Consider the following 26983-nt stretch of genomic DNA (forward strand, 5'->3'; position numbering starts at 1 on the left):
TAAGATGAAGTGAGTATTGCCAATAATAGTATGCGATAAACATCAAGCATAGGGTTGTTAAAATTCACATTATAAAAAATCTTATTACTTTATATCCCTTACCAGGACTTACTGTCACAAGCAATGTAAGAAATAACCCTGAAATTGTGCAACCAATCGCGCCCCAGAAAATTAATGCGTATACCCCTGCCATTAACTTACTCCTAACAAGCCTTTAAATATCCAGCCTATGTCACACTGAAGAATACAGACACATTTAACAAGACTCGGCCTAATTAAATTTAAAAATCATTGATATTTTTAATGTGGCGAGATAGATGTTATAATTAATCACATACTAATTTTTTCTTTATTAATAAGATCCCATTCAGCTTTTTTTCTTTGTAATTCATCTTCAGGAATGACTTCGGTAGATATCTCCGGGGGGATATTGGGAATATTTAGCTCACCCTTTTCAAAATATGAGTCATATCCTTTAGTCCAATCAGCTACATCACGTAACTTTGCCATGAAATCCTTATCCCATGTGGCATCACAAAAACCAATAGGCAAATCATAGGCAACAACCCGTCGCATAAAGTCAGGACTATTAGGTAAGGTACTGTGATCGGTTGGCTGCGAAATATAAGCGCCGACTCGGATGCGACGTTCTTCATCAGTTTCCTCACGCATCACAGGTTTGGCTTTAGGATAATCCTGACCAGATGATTGGTATTTTCCGGTTGGCAATTTATTTCTTGGATATAAAACTACAAAATTATCAAAAGTATCATCATTTGGCACCATCACTTTTTGTTGTTCATTATTTTCACTTTCGTGAAACTGCCCCCACCCAAATCCTTCGCGGGATGCAGGGCTTTCATCCCATTTTTTACCATTCCCGGGCCGTATCTTATCAAAATCAACCATTTCATGTGCGAGAATTGGTTCAGGGACTTCTTCAGCATTAATATCTAAAGTCTGTTTATCAGGCTCATTGTAAGTAAATAAATCACCGTTATCATCCCAAAACGGCTTACCATCAGGCAGTGGCCAGAAAGCCGTTTTGGCGTTAGGTTCTGAACCACATGAGGTAGAACGCGCCATCATTCTTTGAAACAAATGGCCTTTATAATTTGTAATTAATTTATGAGGTTGTTGATCCTCTCCACTATTAGGCAATCCCTGCCAACCAAGGCTCAACAGAGGAGATGACCCCATAACCCTGTCGTGTGGATTACAGTATATATAGAGCCTGCCATGGTTATCCCTTTCAGGTATCTGCTTTCCTGATGCTAATGTAATAGATATTTTTGGTGTCCAGGGTTTATTATCATCAGATTTCCCAACAAACAACTTGCTATATTTATCAGGAGGAAGGAAAGTAGCCCGATCAGCTATTTTTTTTATAATTGCTTCAAGAGTTTGCTCTCTCGCCCTATCTGAAACTATCTCATTACTGGGCGTAGAAAAATAATCTGTAACTTTTGACTTCATTCCATAAGGTGAATTAAGGATGAAAAGGCTATCCGGTGCTTTCTTCGACAGTGTCGTTGCAGCCAGAGCTATCATGGTCCCCTGGCTATGAGATATTACGCTAACAGTGTCTTGTGGATACTTTTCCCGAATTGAATCAATTAAATCAGCTAGGCGCTTGGCCGCATGCGCATAATATTTTCGTGGCGGTGCAGTTGTTAACAGGCGGTCAAAATCTGGAGCAAATGTTTGTACCTTATGATTAACAAAGCGGATGTATTCATTGAAACCCTGACCACTCCAGAGTGAAAATAGATTGGTTGTTCCATTTTGGAACGGCCCCCCACCCCAGAACCATGGGCCTTTCCCCCGTAATGCTTCTGGAGAAACACCTTGATTTTTAAGGTGATGATAATCTTCACTTTGCTTATTAACCAGAGGTATTTGATAAGTGTCCTCCTCTCCATCAGCTGAACGATAACCCCAATAAAAACGGATTACTGGCGAGTTAGCTTCTTTGGCATTAAGCAATACACGGTCTTTCTTATAATTATCAAAATCTTTTGAGTCGTCACAATTATATATATTTGACTTTAACTCATATAGTGTCTTCGCTAAGCCCAAACGAATATTTAACCCATTACATAAGTTCTCTTCTGCGGAAGAATACCATTCTCCAGTTGAGTTTACACCATGAACAAAAATAATAACCCCTGGGTAATGAGGAGGGTGTTTACATTCAGCCCTAACCTGAACGCTTTTCGGCGAAAGACTACTTCGAAATTGAGGTGTCCCGTTATCACTAAAAAAACAAGCAGCATCTCGGGTTGGTTCTTTTCCATTTTTCATATCAGTGAACTTCCTGTCAGTTTGAAATGTACTTTATTTTTCTAGGCTTGATACTTTCATTACAATGAAAACGGTCATCTATTGACGTGCTGTTTAACACTAAATCTTCATCATTAATAAAACCATAACTAGTTGAATTTAACGGTGCGTTATGACTGTAGTAAAACTTACTCAAAGCACTTATTTTAGTAAGTACGGAATCATCCTTAACTATGATGGAAATATTTGGACCAGCAACCTCCATCCGGGAGTTTTTCGAGGGGTTATTAACATTTCTAAAAGATATAAAGTGAGTAGAGTTACCATACTTATAGTTAACATTTCTAGTAGGATATGCAATGACATCATCTCCAGCAGAGTAGATGAATTTACCAATAAAAGATAAAACATCATTACGCTCACTGATAGATACCTCATTTTGAAGTTTTTTGTCACTACCCTCTATTCCAGCGAGCTTCTTAATTTTTCTCTTTGTGTCATTGTAGTATACGAATCCACCACTACTGCAACTCACATAATTTTCAAAGGTGAAAAAACGATGATTATCTATGCGATAGACAATCTGCGGGTCAACATCGATCTCAACACTCCTGATAGCACGGCCACCTGAACCACTTGGAAAGCCGTAACCAAAGCTTCCACCTACAGTAGGTATCATTGGTAAAATAAAGCTCCAGATAACTATCATCACAACTACAAGGAAAGTTAATACAGACAATATTATTTTTTTTCTTCTGCTCATGGTTTTACTTTCAGTATTATCCATTGTAATACCCCAATGTTATTTTGATGTCGGATTAAATGTCAGGATCATGTCGTCAACAATTTCAGATTGAGCCAATTCCGTCTCGCCAGAAGCAGAAGTAACTCCCTCAATCACTTTTCCTCCCGGCATGGTAATGCGGTAAGGCAGGTTGGCTATCGGATGACCTGTTAACGCATTTGTGACGACAAACTTCTCATCAAAAGTTTCTGGTGAAAATGACTTCATCACACCTTCCATATTCGCTGCACCAGCTTTACTTATGCCCGCATTTTCAACCAGCAGCTTGCCCGGCCCGCCAATCTCCACGTTGCCCCCTTTCAGCTTTATATACCCGCCGCCACAAATCAGCGTCAGCTCATCCTGCGCCGTCACGACCAGCTTCCTGCCGCTCGAAATATGCGTGTCCTGCGTTGACCAGGTCGTCACGTTTCCGCCCTGCGCCTGCACGTCGATATCGCCCCGGGATGTGAACAGCTTCGCGCCCTCGCGGCTGTACAGGCTGATTTGTTTGCCTGCCGCGACGGTGAAGTCCTTCTGCGCGCCGAGGTCCATCTGCTTTCCGGCGGTCAGCGTCAGGTTATCCTGCGCCGACAGCTGCATATCCCCGCCGCTCACCAGCGCCACGCCCTGCGGCGCGCTGCCCAGCAGCACTTCCTGCTGCATGCCTTCTATCTTTTTCTGCAGCAGCGCCTGCTGACGCGCCACGTCCGCCGCCAGCGCCTGTGCCTGCTGCGCGCTGGCCGCCAGCGACTGCATTTCCGTCAGCGCGGCGGACAGGCGCGACAGCACCGGCTGCATCTCCTTCTGCTTACCCCGCGCACCTGCCTGCCCGTCCGCGCTGATAAACAGCCCTTTGTTCGCGCGAATGGCGCCCCAGCTGTCGGTGCGCAGCTCGAAGCCTTCACCGCGAGCCTGCCTTTCACCATCCACCAGATGACCGAGGTTGAGCTGACTTTTACCGCCGTATTCGGTGCTGAGCTTGATGTGCTCCTGGCCACGCGTGTCGTCGAGGCGCAGCTTGTTGTTCGACGGCGTGCGCAGCACGTTGCGCCTGTAGTTGCGGATGGTGACGTGGTCCGCATGGGATGAATCATGCAGCACGCCCGCGATGTACGGGCGGTCCGGGTTGCCGTGCTCGAAGCCAATCGCCACCTCGGTGCCCGCCAGCAGCGGCAGGTGCAGGCCGTAGGTGTCGCCGGCGAACGGGCGCGACTGGCGCACCCACAGGCTTTCATGCCCGCTTTCCCAGCCCGCGCGGTCAAACAGCATGCTGACGCGATAGCGCCCGTCGCGGTCAATGTGGCCGTAGGTATCATTTGTGGTGGTGCTGGTGATGCGCGCCGGCAGGGTGCCGGCCATCACGGGGCGCGGCGCCGGTTCCGGGCGGTAGCCGTAGCGGCCTCCCGCCGGGATGCCGTGGAAGGCGGTTTCCATGCTGCTGTCGCGCGCCGCGCGGCACAGCAGCGAGGTGATAACCACGCCGCTGCGAAATACTTCAGCAACGTTGTCGCCGCCGCTGGCGCGCACCACCACGCCGGGCATCAGCGAGGCACAGCTGGATTTGGCGCTGAGCCGCGTCTGCCCGTTGAGGTAGCGCTCGTGGCGCAATCGGGCGTAGAACGCGCCGCTTTCGGTGGCGGGAGTCGCACTGTACGCCTCGCCCGCCTGCAGGTAGTTATCCGCCCAGTGGTAGGCTTCGCCACAGGTGGTGTCGTCGCCGCCGGTGACGTCGGCCTGCGCGTTCATGTCGGCGGTGGCGTCGCGATAGTTGTAGTCGCGGGTGCTGACGGTTTTCTCCACCACCCGGAAGCGGCTTTCCATTGCCCACACCGACTCCACGCCGCTGTCGTGCAGGCCGGACGGCGGCACGGCGGGCAGCGTCAGGCCGGTCTGGTAGCCCTGCGGGCCGTCGTAAAATTCCACCACGTCAATGTTGAGGCGCGTGTCGGTGGTGAAGCGGAACCAGATGCCCACTTCCGCCAGCAGGCGCGATACGAAGCGCAGGTCGTCTTCGTCAAACTGCATCACCTGCTCGCGCTTCGGGTAGTCGCGGCTGAGGTTAAACACGAAGTCCTGCCCGCGCATGCTGTGGCGGTCGCGCAGGATGGATTCGACAATCTGCGGCACCGACGCATCCTGCCAGATGGCGTTCTGCCGGGTGCGCGCCAGCAGCGCCAGACGCGGCTGCAGCGTGATGGCGTAGCGCGCCTCATCTGCCGACACGCCGAGCGTATCGAAGCCGGTGACCACCCCCTGCACTACGCGCAGCGGTTCATTTTTTTTCAGTAAGTCGCTGAGGCTCTGCGGCGAGGCCTGCAACGTCAGCGAGGCGGTTTTCATCAGCATCGCTTCGCGGCTGATGTGCTTGTCAGTGCTGGTAAAGATAATTTTCCAGCTGAAGGGCGCGCTCAGCGACTCCTCGCCTTCGAAGCTCAGCACGTCGAGCGGTGAGGCGCTGCCCGTGACCTTCAGCCGGTGATGGCTGTGGCTGAACAGGGTAATGGCCGTATCTGTCATGGTTAAATCCTTTTAAATGCCGCAGGCAGGAACCGTCGATCATTCAGAACGTAAAGGTCACTTCACCTTCATCATTGGTGTCCAGCGTCAGGCTGTTGCCTAAGGTGCCGCTGGCGCGGTGCTGCAGAATCATCTGGCTCAGCACCGGCAGGATCTGCTGATTGAGCAGGCTGTCGACGTTGCGCGCGCCGGTGTCCGGCAGCAGGCATGCGTCGGTGAGCATGTCACACAGGCCGTCGCCGATAGTGGTGCGGATGCCGTAATGCCGTTGCAGCCGCTGGCTCACCTGGCTGAGCTTCATCTCCACGATGATGCGCATCGCGTCGCGCGCCAGCGGGCGGTAAATCACCGTCTGGAAACGGGCCAGCAGCGCCGGCTGGAAGTGGTCGCGCAGGATTGGGCGCAGGCACTCCTGCAGGTCGGATTCGGCTGCTTTGGGCATTTCTTCCAGCAGCTGCATCAGCGCGTCGCTGCCGAGGTTGGATGTCATCAGAATTACTGTGTTGCGGAAGTCGATTTCGCGCCCTTCGCCGTCGCGCATAAAGCCACGGTCAAACACCTGATAAAACAGGTTAATCACGTCGCGGTGCGCTTTTTCCACTTCGTCGAGCAGCACCACGCTGTACGGGCGCTTGCGCACCGCTTCGGTGAGAATTCCGCCCTGGCCGTAGCCGACGTAGCCCGGCGGCGAGCCTTTGAGCTGGGAAACGGTGTGCGCTTCCTGGTATTCGCTGAGGTTGATGGTGATTAACGACTTCTCGCCGCCGTACAGCAAATCGGCCAGCGCCAGCGCAGTTTCGGTTTTGCCGGTGCCGCTGGTGCCGACCAGCAGGAACACGCCCTGCGGACCGTTTTCCGCAGTCAGTCCAGTTTTCGAGGCGCGCAGGCGCTGGGCGATGGCATTGAGCGCTGCATCCTGCCCGACCACGCGCGTGGCGAGCTGGTTTTCCAGCGTCAGCAGTTCGGCCTGCTCGTCCTTCATTAATGAAGAGAGCGGTACGCCGGTCCAGTCGGCAATCACGCCCGCCACGATGCGCGCGTCGACGTCGGCGGTGAGCAGCGGATCGCCGGGCTGCAGCGCGTCCAGATCGGTCTGGAGCTGTGCGATGGCGCTGCGCTGGCTGGCGTCTTTGCGGCCTTCCAGCAGCTCTTGCATCAGCGACTGCACGATGCCGTAGCGCTGCTCCAGCGCCTCCAGCTCTTCATCGGTTACCGCAATCAGGCCGGCGATTTCTGCCAGCCGCTCCTGCGAAACCGCGCCGCCCAGCGCTTCGTCGTCGAGGATGGTGCGCTGCTCGATGTTCAGCGCGTCCAGTTTCGCTCTGAGTCGCGTGATGGCTTCCGGCACCGTGTCCTGACTCATGCGCACGCGCGCGGCGGCGGTGTCGAGCAGGTCAACCGCCTTGTCCGGCAGCTGGCGGCCGGTGAGGTAGCGGCGCGACAGCGTGACGGCGGCGCGCACTGCCGCATCGGTGATGTGCACGCCGTGATGGTCGGCGTAGCGCGACTTGAGGCCGCGCAGCATCAGGCACGCGGTGTCGTCGTCCGGCTCGTCCACCTTCACCATCTGGAAGCGTCGCTCCAGCGCGGCGTCCTTCTCAAAGTACTGCTTGTATTCGCTCCAGGTGGTGGCCGCGATGGTGCGCAGCTCGCCGCGCGCCAGCGCCGGTTTCAGCAGGTTGGCCGCATCCGCGCCGCCCGCTGCGTTGCCCGCGCCGATGATGGTGTGCGCCTCGTCGATAAACAGCAGCACTGGATGCGGCGCGTTCTGCACCTCGGTGATGATGTTTTTGAGGCGCTGCTCGAACTCGCCCTTCACGCCCGCGCCCGCCTGCAGCATGCCGAGGTCCAGCGTGTGGACGCTTACCGTTTTCAGGCTATCTGGCACGTTGCCTTCGGCAATGCGCAGCGCCAGCCCTTCCACCAGCGCGGTTTTGCCAACGCCCGGCTCGCCGACCAGAATCGGGTTGTTCTTGCGGCGGCGCGACAGGATATCCACCATCTGGCGGATTTCGTTGTCGCGGCCAAACACCGGGTCGATTTTGCCGCTGCGCGCGTCACTGGTAACGTCGCGGGTGAAGCGGGCAAGGGCTTCGGCGGTCGGAGTTTTGGTTTCGCCTATGGGAGCTTGTTGGATAGTGTTGACCGGCATCTCTGGCTGCTCGGCTTCCGCACGCTCGTCGGACTGTGCTTCGAGCATCGTCTGTAAACGCTCGAGCTGGCTGATGCGCAGGCTCAGCAGCGGCCACAGTCCTTCACAGCGCACCAGCGACGGCTGTTCGGCCAGTGCCATCAACAGATGGATGCTGCGGATTTGCAGATTGTTATCAGATGCGGAGGCCATCAGCCACGCCTGCTTTAACAGCGCTTCTAATGAGGACGAAAGCTGCGGACGCCCGCGCACCGCACGCGGCTGGCGGTCGAGAAACGCCAGCAAATCCTGCCAGATGGCATCCATATCCCACTCGTAGCGGCGCGCAATTACGGTAATGTCGCCCTCGCCCTGTTCCAGCAGCTTGAGCAGCCAGTGTTCAGGCTGGATTTCAGCGTGCGCGCGGGTCTGACACAGCGAGGCGGCGGCTTCGAGCGCCTGAGCGCAGAACGGGTTGAGGCGACGCAGAAGCGCGGCTGACTGACTGTCCATAGCAAAATCTCCTGATTAGGGGCACGCTACCGCCCGTCGCCGTGTACCGAAGCGCATAAGGTCAGCAGGTCTGAGGTGGAAATGACTTGTGGTTTCACCCTGAAGGGATGAAAGCAAAAGGCATCTGGCGTGGTGCCTTTCAAGGTCGCCATGAATGGCGACCCTACGAGGTGGGCGGTCCGATGGGACCGCCCTTACAGCTGTTATGCTGTCGCTCTCTCATTCCACGAATCGGAATGAATGATGTTGCCGTCTTTATAGGTCCAGGTGATTTTTTCGTAGCGCAGCTCAATCTGCTCCAGATGGTTGTGCTTCTCTTTCGACGGATCCTTAACGTCGTGCATCACCGGATTGACCTTCACCACCTTCACGTTCTCAAGCTTGGTGTTGAAGTACTCCACTTCCTGGCCGGCGTCGCTGATGCGGTACCATTTGAACTCGGCAGACTTCAGCGTCTGGCCGGTGGTGACCGCCTTGTAGAGGTACGGGCTGGACGAGTCGATTTCCTTGGTGAACAGGAACGGCGTGTGGATGCGCGTGCCGGTCAGTTTGCCAGTGTTGTTGTCAGTCGGGATGTACAGGTTATGTTCCTGCGCCACCACTTCGATGCTGCCTTCGCGGTCCTGCACGTCCACCGATCCCTTGATGTCCGCACCGCCGTCGTCCTTCAGCCACAGATAAACCGGAATTGCCATGTTGTTACTCCTTTTCTTCATGATTGCCGTCACCATCCTGTGATGACGGAGGGATTGCGTCCGGCGCCTGGCAGGCATCGGCCTGCGGCACCAGACTGATTTCTACCCGCCGGTTAGCCGCGCGGCCTTCCGGCGTGTCGTTGCTTTCAATCGGGCGGCTCTGGCCGAAACCCTGCACCGCGAAGCAGCTTTCGTCTACGTCGCCGGTGTCGCGCATCCAGTCACGCACGGATTCGGCGCGCTTCAGCGACAGACGCTGATTCAGTGCCGGGTTGCCGGTATCGTCGGTATAACCCGCGACCACAATCAGCCAGCCCGCGCGCGCTTTGATGTTGACCAGCGCGTTCACCATCACTTTGGTCGAGCCTGTTTTCAGATCGGATTTGCCTGAATCAAACAGCGACATCGCGTCCAGCCGCACCAGTGTGGGCTGCGGTTTTGGCTTCGGTGTAGGTTTTGGCTTAGGTTCAGGTATCCAGGTACTAATGGCGTGCAGTACCGGCAGATGCAGATGCCCGCCCTGATAAAGCCCCAGACTCAGGCGCAGCGGCGCGCCCTGACGCGCATAGTTGTCGAGCTGACTCGCGTCCTCGCGCAGCACCTGCACAGCAGCGAGCTTCGGGGCGTAGTCGGTCATGGCAATGCGGTTGTAGTGTTCGAGGTCGAATACGATGCGATGGATTAGCGACTGGTTGTTCCAGGCCACCGCACAGAGTGCGATGACTGCGGCAACAGTGAAGGCCGTGATCGCCGTGCGCAACGCGCGGATACCCGGCGTCACGCCACGTCCTTCTGGAAGCAGCGGAAGGATAAAGTCGGGCAGGATGACGGCTATGTTCGCTGCAGCACCGGCGCGGCGTATGGTGGTGTGCTGCCATAACCAGGCGCACCACAGAGAGTCATAGTCAGCAACCGGCGTAGCGGGTTGCAGCTGCAAAACATATGTAGCGGGTATCACGGCGGCGACATCACTGTGCACCTCCGTCAACACGCGCAGCACATGCTGACGCGTCCACGCATCCAGCGAATTGAGCAGGACCTGCTGCTGGATCGCCACGCTTCCGCCCGACTGCAGCCATTCACTTGAGCCACGCGGTGAGATGTCGTCCTGCCAGATTTGTGGGCTATTTCCCGCCAGCTGTACCTGCCAAAGCGGTGCAGCGCACTGCGTCATCTCGCCGGCAACGCCGATGTTAAGCAGCAGCGGCAGCGACTGACGGGTTTCACGGCGCAGTAACGCAATTTGCCAGCGCAGAGCGAACAGCGCATTTTCCAGCGCTGCGCTGTCCTGCTGTTGCTGTGGACTGATATTGAGGCAGATTGAAATCTGGCGGCCCCAGTCGGGACGTTGCAGCAACAACTCACGCACGTTGTGCTGCAGTTCGCTGCTATCGGCAACGTGAATAAAGCAGCCGTGCGGCAACACGCGTACCGGTTCCACGTCCGACAGACCACTTGCATTGCAGCAAAGCATCACCGGCTGCCGATAAGCTACATCGGGCAAATCAGTCCATTCCTGACTCGTCACATGCTTGCGGCGGCGCAGCACTCTGAACGTTACCGTGCCAGCCAGCAGCAGTATCGCCAGCAACACGAGGAAATCGCTGCTGCGCGTAAAGCTCAGAAACTGCGTGCACAACACCGCCGCAAGCAGCCAAATCCAGAGCACCAGCAGGCGTGGAAGCAGCGTCGTCATCCTTTGACTCCGGGCAGCAGCGCCGTGATGAGGTGATCGAGCCAGTGATTCAGCCCCCACCAAAGCGCGGCCAGCAGCAGCGCGGTCAGGCCAAGACGTGCAGGCCAGCTGCTTAACCAACCCGCTCGCAGCCCACCACTTGCCAGCGATAACAACGGCGCATCCGCCTCACGCGTGAAAGGTGGTACGCGCTTAGTTAGCGCGCTCACCAGCTGCTGGCGCGCGGGTGCATCAATAGCGGTATATCCGCCGAGAAAGCCCAGCATCATCACGCGATGAAAACAGGTCAACACCATGCCATCGGCTTCCGGCTGCGCCAGCACCTGCTGCATGCGGTCGCACAACGTTTCGCCCGCATCCATGGTCTGTAAAAAATGGCCCTGCAGCGGCATGTGATACCACTGCACGCAGGCATCATCCTGCACGCCGCGCCCTTTAACCGCCTCATCCAGCAGCGCGCACTGCGCCAGCAGAATGTCATGGCGGCTCTCGCGGCTGACGCCCGCGCCACGCAGCGCCAGTTGCACGCGTTCGGCGTCACTGACGCAGCGCTGCCACAGCGCAAGCCCTTCGCCATCGGCAAATTGCGGGCCGTGGCGCAGGCTGATCACCTGCAGCCAGGTGTTCTGCAGCAGCGCATCAATATCGATAGTTTTTGCTTCAGTACTCATGATCTCAGCACCGCGAAGAGTTCCAGTTCCGGGTCACCCAGCGTGCCGGGTACGTAAAACATGCAACTGCCGCTGTCGAGCATCGCGCGGGACGCCGGATGGGACAGATCCAGCGAGAAATACTGGTTCTCCAGGCGCAGTGGAATGGCGGCCGGCACGTGACTGAGCGGCTTGAGTGGAATGCCCAGCTGCGAGCTGTTGACCAGCGCAGTCACGTCATCCGGGCTGCCGACTTTGCACTGACGCGGGAACTGCTCCTGCAGCTGCGCCACCGGCAGCGGCGAGCGCACCGACAGGTAGAAATCGGCTTCCTCGCGCAGGCGTGGATCGTTGAGGCGCGCCTGCCACTGACGCAGACGGCTGTCGTGCGTCATGTCGATTGCCACCATGCGCGACGGCAGGCTGGCTTCCAGTAGTGTGCCGAGTAGGTCGAACAACGGCGGAAAGACATCATTCAGATTGTCATGGCGGTAAGCCGGAATGGCGCTGACCTGATGTTCCAGTGAGAACGTCAGCAGACTGCCCGCCAGGCGCGCCAGTTCGGGATAAAGCCGTTCCGGCGGGCTTTGCGGATGACGTTGAAAATCGGCCAGCAGCGGCTCGGCGCTGTTTAGCGCGTTGAGCAGCCAGAACAGCGACACGTCGGCGACGGCAAAATCGGCCATGCGCTGGTTGCTTTCGCGGCGCATTGCCATCAGACGCGCCAGCCGTGCGCGCAGCTGCGTCACCAGTTGTTCAAGTGCCGTCATCAGCCACGGGCTGGATTGCAGGGTCAGGAGTGGCGGCAGGAACTGGCTGTCCAGCACCCAACCGCCCTGCGCATCCTGCTGCAGACGCGCCACCGGACAGGTCAGCCAGTCGCTGTTGTCCTGATGTGCATAACGCAGCGTCAGTTCAGGCTGCAATACCGCAACCTGCCGGGTATCGTCCCCGAACAGGTTGCGGATATCGCGCCAACGCTGACGGAATCGTACCGGACGCTCCGCCACGTCGCTCTCCTGCAGGCAGTTGCCGCCGTTGGCGTAGAGCTGCGGCAGCGCCAGAACAACCGTCACTTCCTTCTGCTCCGCCTCAAGCGTCAACGTCGGTGGCAGCGGATCGGCGTTGTGGGTATCGATCAGCGTGCCATCACGAAAACGCAGGTGCAGATGACGCGGCTTGAGCCGGCCAAGCTTCAGCGCATCCGGCTCAAACTCAACCTGAAATACGCCCCACGGCTGATTAAGCCCCATGCGCGCAATGCACTCGCTGTGCCACGCCTGCCAGGCGGACTGCTGCTGAAAGTGCTGGGGCGAGATCATGGTGCCCCGGCCCCAGAGTGGTTGTTCTGTTTTCATCCCTGAGTTCCGCCTTACGCTTTAGCTTTCGGCATCTGAGAAACCAGCGACAGGTTCACGTCCATGCCTTCCACCTGGAAGTGCGGGATGGCGAACAGCTTGACGCGGAAGAAGCCCGGGTTGTCCTCAATATCTTCAACCAGCACCTTCGCATCGCGCAGCGGATGTGAAGACTGCAGCTCGTCGCCCGGATCGGTCATCTCGGTCACCAGCGTGCGCACCCAGGTGTTCAGTTCCAGCTCCAGCAGGCGGCGGTCTTTGGTGGTGCCAATATTTTCGCGCTGGATCAGCTTCAGATAGTGCGCGATGCGCGACAGCAGGAAGATGTACGGCAGACGTGCGTTGATGCGGCTGTTGGCGGTGGCATCAGCGGTGTCGTAGATTGCCGGTTTCTGCGTCGAGTTAGCCGAGAAGAAGCAGGCGTAATCACGGTTCTTGTAGTAAGAAAGCGGAATGAAGCCGAGGTTGGCGAACTCGAACTCGCGGGTTTCCGGGATCATCACTTCAGACGGGATTTTCACCTGGTTGCCGGTGCCCAAATCGTACAGGTGGATCGGCAGATCCTGCACCGCGCCGCCAGCCTGCGGGCCACGGATTTGCACGCACCAGCCGTTGCTGATGAAGCTTTGCACCATGTTGGCGGCAAAGGCGAACGAGGCGTTGGTCCACAGGTATTTATCGTGATCCGGACCTTTTACTTCTTCAATGTAGTTGAAGCTGCGCACCGGCACGGTGTCCGGGCCATACGGCAGACGACCGAGCACGCGCGGCATGGTCAGGCCGATATAGCGTGAATCATCGGTGTCGCGGAACGATTTCCACTTGATGTATTCGGCACGGTCAAAGTAGTTGCCGATGTCTTTAATCGCCGCCACTTCTTCCATCGATTCTTTGAGGAAAAACTGCGGACCGACAGAACCGATAAACGGCATGTGTGCCGACGCCGCTACTTTCGACAGGTTGCGCAGCAGCGCGATGTCCTGTGCAGAAGCATCGAACTCGTAAGCTGAAATCACCGCACCAATTGGCTCGCCGCCCGGCGTGTCGTATTCGGCAACATAGGTTTGCAGATAGAGGCCGCTCTGAATGATTTCCGGCGCGTCTTCGAAGTCCTGACGCAGGTCATCTTTCGACACGTCCAGCACTTCAATTTTCACGTTCTGGCGGAAGTCGGTTTTATCCACCAGCGACTTCAGGCCGCGCCACGCCGATTCCACTTTCTGGAACTCGTCGTGATGCATCACCGCGTCGAGCTGGCGGCTGATCTGGCGGTCCAGCTCAGCGATATGGTGATCCAGCAGGTTTTTATCCAGCTTCTCCACTTTCGCGCCGCTGATTTTCAGGCGCGTCAGGAACACCTGCATCGCGGCGGTGACGCGCTCGTCGGCGGTGGCATCAGACATCGCCTGATTGTCCTGCCAGACGTTGAGGTCACTCAGCTCTGATACCGGATTGAGGTTGATTTTTTCAAACAGCGACGCGTAGACGCCGCCCGCAGCCGGGCGATCCAGCACGGTGGTTGCGCCATTGGCATGGGTTTCATTCTGAACTGACATCAGCATTCTCTCTCTATAGTCCGTTACGGGGATGATCAGGCTTGATCGGTGGCTAACGCAGACAGCTCGCTACGCAGTTCGTCGCTGAGTGCCGGATCTTTCAGGATGGCTTCCAGCTCTTTGCGGAAGGTAACGTTATCCAGCAGGTTGGATTTGAGGTCGCGCAGCAGATTGCGCATCGCCAGCATGGCGCGCAGCTGAGGGATTTGGCGGGCAACCTGCTCCGGTTCGAAGTCCTTCATGTCGCGGAAGTTCAGTGCCACGTTCTCTTCGCTGCCGTCACCGGCGAGGGTGTTTGGCACGGAGAATTTCACTTCAGGCGCGATATCGGCCAGCACGCTGTTGAAGTTGTTTTTGTTGACGTTGATTTTTTCGCGTTCAGACAGCGGGCGATCTTCCGCGCCGTTGCTGAAATCGCCGGTCACCAGCAGCTTAAGCGGCAGCTCGGTCTTCTTAGCGGCTGAACCCGTGTGCAGGTCAAGCTTCAAATTAATACGTGCTTTAGGGATTTCGTTCTGGTAAGAGTTGCTCATGTTTACTCCTTGTAAAAATGGCGCGGAAAGCACGCGTAGGCACACTTTCCCTGTGTGTTACCGCGCGAATATATAGCTGATATTTTAGGAAGGCAATAAAGCGAGGCGATCTTTGTGATCTGATTTATATAGGAAATTTCTTAAGATTTGAGTTAAGGCATTGATGAGCACTGAAAAAGCATCCAGGATTATTCCCAAAATTATTTTTTGGATTGTCGAGATACTTTTGCAGGCGACACTTTTTCAAAGATAAATAATAAAGCGATATTAATCGTTGTCGTAAAGTGAAAATTCGGGGGTTGGGGCAAGCGATGCTGAGAAAAAACCGCCCGATTGTATGCCATCATCCCGCACATAAAAAACCCGGCTCACGCCGGGTTTTGCTTAGGCTACGTTCTCAATCAAACGGTTAACTGTAAGCGTGCAGCGTGCGTTGGCACAGCGCTGAACGGACGCAATCCTCTTTGCCGAAACGCACCACGCCAATCATCTCATCCTCTTCGAAGCGCGCTAACGCATCGGCGAGACCAGATTTAGCATGGGAAGGCAGGTCGCACTGGGTGATATCGCCGTTGACGATAACCGTCACGTTTTCCCCCAGGCGAGTCAGGAACATCTTCATCTGTGCGGCGGTGACGTTTTGTGCCTCATCAAGGATCACCACAGCATTTTCAAAGGTACGTCCACGCATGTAGGCGAAGGGCGCGATCTCTACCTTGGCAATTTCGGGCCGCAGGCAGTATTGCATAAAGGAAGCGCCGAGACGTTTAACCAGAACGTCATATACCGGTCGGAAATAAGGCGCGAATTTCTCGGAAATGTCTCCGGGGAGGAAACCGAGATCTTCATCCGCCTGCAGAACCGGGCGCGTCACGATAATCCTTTCGATATCCTTATTGATCAGGGCCTCAGCCGCTTTGGCTGCGCTAATCCAGGTTTTTCCGCAGCCGGCTTCACCGGTGGCGAAAATAAGCTGTTTCGTTTCTATGGCATGGAGATAGTGTGCCTGAGCTTCATTTCTGGCTTCAATCGGCCCGCGGTCACGTGCATCACGCGCCATACCAATCGAATCCAACCCACCCATTTGCACCAGCGAAGTGACCGATTCTTCTTCACGCTGACGGTGACTGCGAGAGTCGCTACGAATAACGCGTCTTGCTTCACGACGTGCTTTGATCACTGCTTTCTGTCTTCCCATAGTGGCACCTTACAGTTGGTTTCATTTATCGCGGCGGATCACCCGCGGCGATGACTTGAACGCTTTAGAGGTTTAGTTGGCTTCCTTGTAAGCCGTGTCGAGCCAGTGAGAATGGTACGCATCAGCGCCGAGACGCAGGCGCGCACCGGTAAAGAAAATGAGATTGAACGAGAACGATGTTTGAAAAGTAGAGAGGTTGTTTAGCAGGGAAGAAATCCCCCGCAGTGTACTGCGTGTGTTGAAACTATTTAACTGTCCCACAGAGAGACGAATCATGCGCGAACTCCAGTGGCTTAGCCACACAACTGACAACGCTTATGAATAAAGTGCATCATATTTGCGGTGGTTTGCAACATTAATTTTACGTCCCGATAAAGAAAAAAAGATAAGCGAAGCCTGAGGTCTTTTACCTTAAATTAAATTTTGTAGATTTATCAAATGGATGGTTTATTGGTGGGTGGTAGAACTTTTTAGGAACATTCGGAAGCGACTACGTCCAGCGTAAAGTTTAAGGAATGCTTAACAAACGCGCCTGCGTATCGCTAGCCAACGCAGGCGCTGCACATTTATTAATCAGGCCTGCAGTAAAGATTGCCCGAGATAATGGTTTTTATCCGCCACACCCGGCAGCGCAAAAAAGTATCCGCCACCAATCGGGCGAATATATTCTTCCAGCGCTTCGCCATTCAGGCGCTGCTGCACGGTAATAAAGCCTTTGGCTAAATCATGCTGGTAACAAACAAACAATAAACCCATATCCAGCTGACCCGATCCGGTAATACCGCTGGAATAGCTGTAACCGCGCCGCAGCATCAAGCTGCTATCGGTTTGCGGTGTACGTGGGTTGGCGAGACGAATATGTGCATCCAGCGCAATTAAATCACCATCGGGATCTTTGCTGTAATCCGGTACGTCATGCTCGTTTTTCATGCCGAGCGGCGCTCCCGATAACTTCTCACGACCGAAGATGGTTTGCTGCTCGCCGAGCGGCGTGCGGTCCCACATTTCGACATGAAAACGGATGATGCGCACCGCCTGATAGCTGCCGCCGCGCGTCCACGCCGGTTCCTGCTGCTCGTCGGTGACCCACAACAGCTGGTTCATCAACGCTGGATTGTGGGTATCAGGATTGGCGGTGCCATCTTTGAACCCCAGCAGGTTGATCGGCGTTTCTTTACCGTTGCTGCGCGCCGCATGGTCGGCAATAAAGCCGTCACGACGCCAGCGCACCGCCAGCAAATCCGGCGTACGTTTGATGATGTCACGCAGCGCGTGAATCACCGTGTCCTGCGTGTTGGCGCAGATCTGTAGCAGCAGGTCGCCGTGGCACTGTTCAGCATCCAGCGAATCGTTGGGAAAACGCGTCATGGTTTGCAGCTGCGCCGGCTTGTGTTTGCTTAAGCCGAAGCGCTCATCAAACAGCGAGGTGCCCACCGACAAGGTCATGGTGAGATTATCGGGCGCGATATCGGCACCGAGAATCCCCGAATCCATCGGCGGCAGCTGCGGATTAGTGACAGCAGGCGCCGGTCCACCTTGCGTGAGAAATGCGAAGCGCTCGGTCAGCAAGCGAAACAGACGTTCAAGCTCGGCTTTATCGCTGGCCAGCACATCGAACGCCACCAGCATCATCGAGGCCTGCTGCGGCGTAACGATACCGGCTTGATGATCGCCGTAAAAAGGTTGCGCCTGCTGGCGCGAGTTGGGTGCAACCGTGCCGGGAGAGAAGCTATCGGCGGCGGCCGTGTGGAACGGACAACCGCCGCCGAGGGCGGCCGCGCCGCCCAACATGCCTAATCCCTGCAATAATCGACGACGCGACGGCTGCGCCGCGTCATTTTTATCACTCATGATCAGTCGAGACCCAAGGTTCCACGCAGCAGGGAGAGATCTTCCGCTAGCGTGGTAATCGGGCCTTTCAGTGCATTACGGTCAGCGGTGGTCAGTTTTTCGTACGACTCAAAGCCGTCTTTAGTGCGATATTTGCTGAGAATGCCGTCCACTTTCTTGAAGTTGGCATCCACTTTCGCCAGCAGCTGCGGATTGTTTTTCTGCAGCAGCGGACGCAGCAGATCAACGATTTTCTGCGCGCCATCAATGTTGGCCTGGAAGTCAGAGAGATCGGTACGGCTGTAACGGTCTTCTTCACCGGAGATTTTGCTGGAGGCCACTTCTTCAATCAGACCCGCCGCGCCGCCGACCACTTTCGCCGGTGGGAACGCCAGTTCGCTGATGCGGGTTTGCAGATCCAGCACATCCTGATTCAACTTAGTGGCAAACTCTTCGGCACCTTTGGTGGTGTTATCGGCGAACAGGATTTTTTCCAGACGGTGGAAACCGGTGAATTTCGGATCTTCGTTTTTCTTCTCGAAGTCATCTTCACGCGCATCAATTCTGCCATCGAGGTCGGAGAACAGCTCGGCGATCGGTTCGATACGCTCGTAATGCACGCGCGTTGGCGCATACAAGGCTTTGGCTTTCTCAACGTCACCGGCTTTCACCGCATCGGTAAACGCCTTGGTGCCCGCCACCAGCTCTTTCACTTCGTTCATTACGTAGACTTTGTAATCGGCGATAGGGCCAACCAGCTCCAGCACATCCGGTTTGCCGGATGCTGCTTTCTTCGCATCACCACTCACTACCAGCTTGCCTTTCGGATTGCTCAGCAGGCCGCAGGTCATGTCATATTCGCCCGCTTCCAGATTGGCGGTCAGTTTCTGGCTGAAGCCTGGCGCGATGTTTTCACGCTCTTCCACCACCATCACCCCTTTCAAAATCTCCCACTCCAGCGCTTTCTGGCTGTTGTTTTTGATGATGAACTGGGTTTTACCGGCCTGCACGTTGAGCGACATCGGCTCACATTGTTTGTCGGTCACGGTAACCGTGACTTGCGGGACGGCAGCAGCAGAAGCGGCACCGGAAAGCGCCAGCATAGCAACCAACAGCGCCTTACGGCGGAAGCGAATCGTCATAGTGATATCCCTGTTACATGGAAGAACAGGCGCGCAATCGCGCCTGATTTAATTTCAGCGAGTGGTGCGCGCCGCGTTGATCGAAGGTCGCGCCGGGAAGAAGAACAGCAGTAGCGCCGGAATAAGGTAGATGAGCCACATCGCCACTTCGCTGACGCTTGGCGCTTCCTGATAGCCCAAAATCCCTTCCAGCAGCGTGCCGAATACCGAGTGCGTTGACAGCGTGTTGCTCATATCGAACGCGACATCCTGGAAGTGATTCCACAATCCGGCTTCGTGGAAGGCGCGAATGGCACCGGCAGCCAATCCGGCGGCAACAAACAGAATGAACAAGCTGGTCCAGCGGAAAAAGTGCGCGAGGTTGAGGCGAATGCCGCCGTAATAGAGCAAAAAGCCCAGCGCCACGGCAGTAGCCAAGCCGAGCACCGCGCCGAGCGGCGGTGCATACCCGACATCCTGAGTGAAAGCGGCCAACAGGAAGAACACCGATTCCAGCCCTTCACGCGCCACCGCCAGAAACACCATCAGCACCAGTGGAAAGCCGCTGCCGCCCTGCTTCTGCAGCGCCTGATCGACCGATTTTTCCAGCGTGGCTTTGATATTGCGCGAGACTTTGCGCATCCAGAACACCATTGATGTCAGGATCACCACGGCAATCACCGCGACGATGCCTTCGAACAGCTCCTGCTGTTTTTGCGGGAACTCACCGGTGGTTTCATTGATGAAGATACCCAACGCTAAGCAGAGCGCGGCAGCGATAAATACGCCAGCCCACATCGCGGGAAACCATTGGGTGCGCTGGGTGCGTTTGAGATAGCTAGCAATCAGGCTGACGATGAGCGCTGCTTCCAGACCTTCGCGCAGCATGATGAGAAAGGGAACGAACATCACCAACCTCTTGAATTTTAAGAAGAGTAAAGCTTGGGTAAAAAAACGTAAAGTGCGAACGATATCGATTATCATTATCGCAGGGAGAAATACAAGTCACAGCGGGAAATTAATTTTGATTTTGCGGGTTGGAGAGCGGGAAGATGGGGGATGGTCGCCATAAATGGCGACCCTACAGATGTGGGAATGAGGTCGCCATGAATGGCGACCCTACGGAGTTACTTGCTTTGGTATTCGGCTTCGGCTGCGGCAAAGCGCTGCTGCGCGGCTTCAGATGGGCCACGACCCAACAGGCTGAACACCACAATCGCGATGCTGGCGAAGGCGAAGCCAGGAATGATTTCGTACAAATCGGTGTAACCGTAAGATTTCCACAGCAACACGGTCAGCGCACCCACCACCATACCGGCCAGCGCGCCGTTGCGCGTCATACGCTTCCAGCACACGCCGAACAACACTACCGGACCAAACGCGGCACCAAATCCTGCCCACGCATAGCTGACTAAACCAAGTACGCGGTTTTCCGGATTCGCCGCCAGCGAGATAGCGATCAACGCAATCAGCAGCACCATCAAGCGCCCTACCCACACCAGCTCTTTCTGGCTGGCATTTTTGCGCAGGAAGCCTTTATACAAGTCTTCGGTCAGGGCGCTGGAGCACACCAGCAGCTGACAGCTCAGCGTAGACATCACCGCTGCCAGAATCGCAGAGAGTAAGATACCGGCAATCCACGGGTTGAACAGAATACGCGCCAGCTCAATAAACACGCGCTCGCCGTTCTGGCTCACGTTAGCCGCGTGTTCTGGATGGTTCTGGAAATAAGCGATACCAAAGAAGCCGACGGCAACCGCCCCCGCCAGGCACAGGATCATCCAAATCATGCCGATGCGACGTGCAGTGCGAATGGTGTGATGTGAATCGGCCGCCATAAAGCGCGCCAGAATATGCGGCTGACCAAAGTAGCCGAGACCCCAACCGAGCAGCGAAATCACCGCGACAAAGTTCAGCCCTTTCAGCATGTCGAGATTCTCAAGGCTTTTCGCCTTAATCACCGCCATCGATTCATCCAGGCCACCTACCGCGACAATGACAATCACCGGCGTCAGAATCAGTGCAAAGATCATCAGGCTGGCTTGTACGGTATCGGTCCAGCTCACCGCGAGGAAACCGCCCACCAGCGTATACAGAATGGTGGCTGCGGCACCGGCCCACAGCGCGGTCTGGTAATCCATACCAAAGGTGCTTTCAAACAGACGCGCACCCGCGACCACGCCAGAAGCACAATAGATAGTGAAGAAGATCAGAATCACCACTGCCGAGATAACGCGCAGCAGTTTGCTGTTGTCCTCGAAACGGCTGGAGAAGAAGTCTGGCAGGGTTAATGCATTATCATGATGCTCGGTCTGCACGCGCAGACGTCCCGCAACGATGCGCCAGTTCAGCCATGCGCCAATAATCAGGCCGATGGCGATCCAGCTTTCTGAAATACCAGATAGGAAAATGGCGCCCGGCAGGCCCATCAATAACCAGCCGCTCATATCGGAAGCACCGGCAGACAGCGCGGTAACCACGCTACCCAAACTACGTCCGCCGAGAATATAGTCGTCAAAACTTTTGGTTGAACGGTAAGCAATGAAACCGATTAACACCATCCCAAGGATATAAACGATAAAGGTCACCAACATCGGTGTACTTATACTCATCTGACTCTCCACTTATTATTTGATCCACTAAGAGAAATCTTCTAATCATCGCTGCCGGAACGGGGCAACGGCATGATTTGACCGCATCCAGAGAAAGCGATTTCTCTTAAGGCGCGGTATCCTGCCGCAAAGGTGCGGCGCGCACAATGCATTTAACACAGCTGTCACATTGGTGACACTAATGCTGCTTTTTTTCTGCCCAGAGGTTGCACTCGATCACATTAAGGTTGCACCTCGGTCGCCATGAATGGCGCCCCTACAGAAAACGCCTGGCTTCGTAGGGTCGCCATTCATGGCGACCGCCCAGCAACATCGGTTGCACAAAGTTGCAACATAGGTGATATTGCTGCCACGCAAGCGATGAATCACTATTTTCGAGGACGAGGACATCATGGGAACCACTACCATGGGGGTGAAGCTGGATGAAGCCACCCGCGATCGCATTAAACTGGCAGCACAGAAACTTGACCGCACATCACACTGGCTGATCAAACAGGCCATTTTTAACTATCTGGAGCAGCTGGAAGCCGGTGAATCCGTGCCGGAAATCCCGCAACAGTTAATCGATGCGCTGGCTGATGAAGGCGTGCCAGAAGAGTCACTGCAGCCTTTCCTCGACTTCGCAGAACACATTTTGCCGCAGTCGGTAACGCGTTCGGCGATCACTGCCGCGTGGCGTCGTCCTGAGACCGATGCCGTGCCGATGCTGCTGGAGCAAGCGCGTCTCCCTGCCCCGCTGGCAGAGAAAACCCATCAGTTGGCTTACAGCCTCGCCGACAAGTTGCGGCACCAGAAAGGTGCAACCGGGCGCGCTGGCATGGTGCAAAGTTTGCTGCAGGAGTTCTCGCTCTCTTCACAGGAAGGTGTGGCGCTGATGTGTCTGGCGGAGGCGCTGCTGCGTATTCCGGATAAACCGACGCGTGATGCGCTGATCCGCGACAAGATCAGCAACGGCAACTGGCAGTCGCATCTGGGCCGCAGCCCGTCGATGTTCGTCAACGCCGCCACCTGGGGCTTGCTGTTTACCGGCCGTCTGGTCTCTACCCACAACGAAGCTAACCTGTCGCGCTCGCTCAATCGCATTATCGGCAAGAGTGGCGAACCGCTGATCCGCAAAGGCGTCGACATGGCGATGCGCCTGATGGGCGAGCAGTTTGTTACCGGTGAAACCATCGCCGAAGCGCTGGCCAATGCGCGCAAGCTGGAAGAGAAAGGTTTCCGTTACTCTTACGACATGCTGGGCGAAGCGGCGCTGACCGCCAGCGATGCCAAAGCCTATTTGGTGTCCTATCAGCAGGCGATTCACGCCATCGGCAAAGCGTCGAATGGTCGCGGTATTTATGAAGGTCCGGGCATCTCGATTAAGCTGTCGGCGCTGCATCCGCGCTACAGCCGCGCGCAGTATGAACGCGTGATGGACGAGCTTTATCCCATCCTCAAATCCCTGACGCTGCTGGCGCGCTCGTATGACATCGGTATCAACATTGATGCGGAAGAAGCCGACCGCCTTGAGCTGTCGCTCGACCTGCTGGAAAAACTCTGTTTCGAACCGGAGCTGGAAGGCTGGAACGGCATCGGCTTTGTGATTCAGGCATACCAGAAGCGCTGTCCGTTTGTGATTGATTCGCTGATTGACCTGGCGCAGCGCAGCCGTCGCCGCCTGATGATCCGCCTGGTAAAAGGCGCATACTGGGACAGCGAAATCAAGCGCGCGCAGATTGATGGCCTGGAAGGCTATCCGGTTTACACCCGCAAGGTGTACACCGACATCTCTTATCTGGCCTGCGCACGCAAACTGCTGGCGGTACCGAACCTGATCTATCCGCAGTTTGCTACCCACAACGCGCACACGCTGGCAGCGATCTACCAGCTGGCAGGTAATAACTATTATCCGGGCCAGTACGAATTCCAGTGCCTGCATGGCATGGGTGAACCGCTGTACGAGCAGGTGGTTGGCAAAGTCGCCGATGGCAAACTGAATCGTCCGTGCCGTATTTATGCACCGGTCGGCACCCACGAAACGCTGCTGGCGTATCTGGTGCGTCGTCTGCTGGAGAACGGTGCCAATACCTCCTTCGTGAACCGCATCGCCGATAACACCTTGCCGCTGGATGAGCTGGTCGCCGATCCGGTGGCTGCCGTGGAGAAGATGGGCGTCGCGGAAGGCGCGGTAGGTTTACCGCATCCGAAAATCCCGCTGCCGCGCGATCTGTATGGCGCCAAGCGTGCCAACTCTGCTGGTCTGGATATGGCCAACGAACATCGTCTGGCGTCGCTTTCCAGCGCCCTGCTCAACAGCGCCAGCCAGCCGTGGATCGCCCAGCCGCTGGTAGAAGGTGAATTAGGCGAAGGCGTGAGCCGCCCGGTGCTGAATCCTGCCGCGCCAGCGGATGTAGTGGGCAGCGTGCGTGAAGCCACCGAAGCCGAAGTGTCGGATGCGCTGGATGCGGCGGTGAATGCCGGTCCGATCTGGTTCGCCACACCGCCGCAGGAGCGCGCCGCAATTCTGGAACGTGCTGCCGAAGCGATGGAAGGCCAGATGCAGCAGCTGATTGGCTTGCTGGTGCGTGAAGCCGGTAAAACCTACAACAACGCCATCGCCGAAGTGCGTGAAGCGGTCGATTTCCTCTACTACTACGCGGGCATGGTGCGCGACGATTTCGATAACGAAACCCATCGTCCGCTGGGTCCGGTAGTGTGCATCAGTCCGTGGAACTTCCCGCTGGCAATCTTTGCCGGACAAGTTGCCGCAGCATTGGCAGCCGGTAACAGCGTGCTGGCGAAACCGGCAGAGCAAACTCCGCTAATTGCCGCGCAGGCGGTGCAAATTCTGCTGGATGCCGGCGTGCCGGCTGGCGTGCTGCAACTGTTGCCAGGCCAGGGCGAAACCGTGGGCGCGCAACTGACTGGCGACGAGCGCGTGCGCGGTGTGATGTTTACCGGTTCAACGGCGGTTGCAACGCTGCTGCAGCGCAATCTGGCCGGTCGTCTTGATCCTCAGGGGCGTCCAACGCCGCTGATCGCCGAAACCGGCGGCATGAACGCGATGATCGTGGATTCCTCAGCGCTCACCGAACAGGTGGTTGTCGATATCGTTGCCTCGGCGTTTGATAGCGCCGGTCAACGCTGCTCGGCGCTGCGTCTGCTGTGTGTGCAGGATGATGTGGCCGATCACACCTTGAAAATGCTGCGTGGTGCGATGGCGGAGTGCCGCATGGGCAACCCGGAACGTCTCTCGACCGACATTGGCCCGGTGATTGATGCCGAAGCCAAAGCCAATATCGAGCGTCACATTCAGGCGCTGCGCAACAAAGGCTTCAAGGTGTATCAGGCGGCGCAAGAGAATCCGCAGGACACTAAAGAGTGGAACAGCGGCACCTTTATTAAGCCGACGCTGATTGAGCTGGATCAGGTCAGCGATCTGGATAAAGAGGTGTTTGGTCCGGTACTGCACGTGGTGCGTTTCTCGCGCAATAACTTACCGCAGCTGGTCGAGCAGATTAACGCGTCGGGTTACGGCCTGACGCTCGGCGTGCACACGCGTATCGATGAAACCATCGCGCAGGTAACGGCGACGGCTAAAGTCGGCAACCTGTACGTGAACCGCAATATGGTGGGTGCGGTGGTTGGCGTGCAGCCTTTCGGCGGCGAAGGTTTGTCTGGTACTGGTCCGAAAGCTGGTGGTCCGCTCTATCTGTATCGCCTGCTGGCCAATCGTCCAGACGGTGCGCTGCGCATCACCTTTGATCGTCAGGATGCCGAGCGTCCGGTTGACAGCACGGCGCGTGCCGAGTTGATGCGCGCGCATCAGGCCTTGCAGCAATGGGCGCAGGATAAGCCTGAGCTGCTGGCGCTGTGTCAGCGTTACGACGAGCTGGCGCAGGCCGGTACGGTGCGTCTGCTGCCGGGGCCAACCGGCGAGCGCAACACCTTTACCCTGCTACCGCGCGAACATGTGCTGTGCATCGCCGATAACGCGGAAGATGCGCTGACGCAGTTGGCGGCAGTGACCAGCGTTGGCAGCCAGGCCATCTGGCAGGATGATGAGCTTCATAGTGCGCTGCGTAAGTCTTTACCAGCGGAGGTGCAAGCGCACATCAAGCTGGTGAAGGATGCGCTGGCGGCGGAGTTTGATGCGGTGATTTATCACGGTGATGCCGATCAGCTGCGCAGTTTGTGTGAGCAGGTCGCGGCACGCGATGGCGCGATTGTTTCGGTGCAGGGCTTTGCGCGCGGCGAAACCAATCTGCTGCTGGAACGTTTGCTGATTGAGCGTTCACTGAGCGTCAATACCGCCGCAGCGGGCGGTAATGCGAGTTTGATGACCATCGGTTAACAGTAACAACGTAGGGTCGCCATTAATGGCGACCTTTTTTTAAGCCGCAGACTTACCTCGCTTCAACCCAATCAGCGTTGGAAACACAAACAGCGACTGCCCCAATCCACGATTGGTCACTTGCCACACTGCCACTGAACACAGCGAACAAATCCCGACGATCGCCAGCGGATAGAAGCAGGCCCACAGTATCGAGAACCACGCTTGCTCAAACAAGTGATGACGCTGGGCGAACAGAATCGCCGACATGCCGAAGAACTCAATGAAGATGCGGTGAATCACGTAGATTTGCAGCGTATTGCGCCCGACCCAATTCAGATAGCTCATCTTGAAATGCGCATTCAACCAGCGACACGCCGCCACGCTGAACAGCACCGCAAGGATGCACATGAACAAACTCTTATCCAACCCAAAGATGACGTGCAGACCAGACAACGCGGCCAATATCGCCCACGGCACAATGTTATCGCGTCGCCATTCACTGAGACGCAGCATCATCGGGCTCCAGAAAGCACCCAGCAGGAAGAACAGGAAATACTGCGCCACGCTTTGTGGTCCCCAATACGGAATGATCTTCTCCACCGCCAGATAGTTCAGCGCAATTGCCACCACCAGCAACGCCACTTTCTGCTGTTTAAAGATCTTGGCGCACAGGAAATAGAGCGCTAAGCCGTAGAGATACCACGAGGTGCTCATGGCGAGGAACGTGAGCTTTAAGAACTCCAGCAGCGAACCGGCATACGCCGCATTGAGGTTCTGCGAAATACGCTGTCCGGTGATCTCGGTTGATATGCCAACAATCGACCACCACTGAATAAAGCCCCACAGAATATAGAGGTAAAACAGGTTAGTGATGCGGCTGGTAAACACCTGTTTCCACGGCCGATTTAAAATACCGTTCGTGGCTAATAAACCCGATACAAAGAAAAACGCTGGCATACGCAGCGGCGACAATACGGTATTAAACTGCACCCATATTTCAGCTGGGATCCAACCCGCCGTCAATAATTTCACCGTGCCTTCGAATCCAGGTAATACGGTGTGATACAACACCACCAGTAATATGCAGGCTCCCTTGAGGGTATTTATCCATGCGATATCTTCTTTCCTGGCGTTATTCATATGATGACTCCCGCTGCTGTTGCTGTGTAGGTCTTAAGGAGAAGG

General features: G+C 55.8%; 18 protein-coding genes. 1 reads left to right on the plus strand and 17 read right to left on the minus strand.

The features are described from left to right. Positions 1 to 330: 330 nt before the first annotated feature. From BM323_RS05565 to putP, 16 genes are all read right to left on the minus strand, one after another. Complete coding sequence (locus tag BM323_RS05565) at positions 331 to 2304, minus strand: T6SS effector phospholipase Tle3 domain-containing protein (RefSeq protein ID WP_008107513.1); 1974 nt, start codon at positions 2302 to 2304, stop codon at positions 331 to 333. A 16-nt stretch (positions 2305 to 2320) separates the two neighbouring features. Then, positions 2321 to 3070 (minus strand): T6SS immunity protein Tli3 family protein, encoded by a 750-nt coding sequence (locus tag BM323_RS05570; protein WP_008107511.1) that lies wholly within the window; start codon positions 3068 to 3070, stop codon positions 2321 to 2323. Between the two features lie 15 nt (positions 3071 to 3085). After that, on the minus strand, positions 3086 to 5587 hold the full coding sequence (locus BM323_RS05575) for a type VI secretion system Vgr family protein (protein WP_091003273.1): 2502 nt from the start codon (positions 5585 to 5587) through the stop codon (positions 3086 to 3088). Positions 5588 to 5630: 43 nt separating this feature from the next. Next, the gene (tssH, locus tag BM323_RS05580; protein ID WP_008105312.1) at positions 5631 to 8231 is read right to left on the minus strand and encodes a type VI secretion system ATPase TssH; all 2601 of its coding nucleotides are present in this window, start codon (positions 8229 to 8231) and stop codon (positions 5631 to 5633) included. Positions 8232 to 8434: 203 nt separating this feature from the next. Further along, positions 8435 to 8926: a type VI secretion system effector Hcp gene (hcp, locus tag BM323_RS05585; protein WP_008105313.1), complete on the minus strand. Its 492-nt coding sequence runs from the start codon at positions 8924 to 8926 to the stop codon at positions 8435 to 8437. Between the two features lie 4 nt (positions 8927 to 8930). Continuing rightward, the gene (locus BM323_RS05590; RefSeq protein ID WP_008105314.1) at positions 8931 to 10622 is read right to left on the minus strand and encodes an OmpA family protein; all 1692 of its coding nucleotides are present in this window, start codon (positions 10620 to 10622) and stop codon (positions 8931 to 8933) included. Continuing rightward, positions 10619 to 11293, minus strand: coding sequence for a type VI secretion system protein TssL, short form (tssL, locus tag BM323_RS05595; protein WP_008105315.1), 675 nt, complete (start codon positions 11291 to 11293; stop codon positions 10619 to 10621). The genes BM323_RS05590 and tssL overlap by 4 nt, the downstream gene beginning before the upstream one ends. After that, positions 11290 to 12630, minus strand: a complete 1341-nt coding sequence (gene tssK, locus BM323_RS05600; RefSeq protein WP_008105316.1) for a type VI secretion system baseplate subunit TssK — start codon at positions 12628 to 12630, stop codon at positions 11290 to 11292. Before tssK ends, tssL begins: the two co-directional genes overlap by 4 nt. 14 nt (positions 12631 to 12644) lie before the next feature. After that, positions 12645 to 14192: a type VI secretion system contractile sheath large subunit gene (tssC, locus tag BM323_RS05605; RefSeq protein WP_008105317.1), complete on the minus strand. Its 1548-nt coding sequence runs from the start codon at positions 14190 to 14192 to the stop codon at positions 12645 to 12647. Positions 14193 to 14221: 29 nt separating this feature from the next. Next, positions 14222 to 14719, minus strand: a complete 498-nt coding sequence (gene tssB, locus BM323_RS05610; RefSeq protein ID WP_008105318.1) for a type VI secretion system contractile sheath small subunit — start codon at positions 14717 to 14719, stop codon at positions 14222 to 14224. Between the two features lie 409 nt (positions 14720 to 15128). Then, a complete protein-coding gene (gene phoH, locus BM323_RS05615) occupies positions 15129 to 15917 on the minus strand; it encodes a phosphate starvation-inducible protein PhoH (RefSeq protein WP_008105319.1) in 789 nt (262 codons plus the stop codon). A 72-nt stretch (positions 15918 to 15989) separates the two neighbouring features. Further along, on the minus strand, positions 15990 to 16193 hold the full coding sequence (locus BM323_RS05620; RefSeq protein ID WP_008105320.1) for a hypothetical protein: 204 nt from the start codon (positions 16191 to 16193) through the stop codon (positions 15990 to 15992). A gap of 297 nt (positions 16194 to 16490) precedes the next feature. After that, entirely contained in the window at positions 16491 to 17768 is a 1278-nt protein-coding gene (efeB, locus tag BM323_RS05625; protein ID WP_008105321.1) for an iron uptake transporter deferrochelatase/peroxidase subunit, read from the minus strand. A gap of 2 nt (positions 17769 to 17770) precedes the next feature. Beyond that, positions 17771 to 18889 (minus strand): iron uptake system protein EfeO, encoded by a 1119-nt coding sequence (gene efeO, locus BM323_RS05630; protein WP_008105323.1) that lies wholly within the window; start codon positions 18887 to 18889, stop codon positions 17771 to 17773. A gap of 54 nt (positions 18890 to 18943) precedes the next feature. Continuing rightward, complete coding sequence (efeU, locus tag BM323_RS05635; protein ID WP_008105324.1) at positions 18944 to 19777, minus strand: iron uptake transporter permease EfeU; 834 nt, start codon at positions 19775 to 19777, stop codon at positions 18944 to 18946. Positions 19778 to 19995: 218 nt separating this feature from the next. Continuing rightward, positions 19996 to 21480 carry a sodium/proline symporter PutP gene (gene putP / locus BM323_RS05640; RefSeq protein ID WP_008105326.1) on the minus strand — a complete coding sequence of 495 codons (1485 nt, stop codon included), beginning with the start codon at positions 21478 to 21480 and terminating at the stop codon, positions 19996 to 19998. A gap of 391 nt (positions 21481 to 21871) precedes the next feature. On the opposite strand from putP, the gene putA reads away from it, so the two are divergent. Further along, positions 21872 to 25816, plus strand: a complete 3945-nt coding sequence (gene putA, locus BM323_RS05645; protein WP_008105327.1) for a trifunctional transcriptional regulator/proline dehydrogenase/L-glutamate gamma-semialdehyde dehydrogenase — start codon at positions 21872 to 21874, stop codon at positions 25814 to 25816. 39 nt (positions 25817 to 25855) lie between these two features. Here putA and BM323_RS05650 read toward each other — a convergent pair whose 3' ends face one another. Then, on the minus strand, positions 25856 to 26938 hold the full coding sequence (locus BM323_RS05650; RefSeq protein WP_008105329.1) for an acyltransferase family protein: 1083 nt from the start codon (positions 26936 to 26938) through the stop codon (positions 25856 to 25858). Between the last annotated feature and the right edge of the window lie 45 nt (positions 26939 to 26983).

Origin of the sequence: Pantoea sp. YR525, assembly GCF_900116775.1 — a bacterium.
GTDB lineage: Bacteria > Pseudomonadota > Gammaproteobacteria > Enterobacterales > Enterobacteriaceae > Pantoea > Pantoea symbiotica.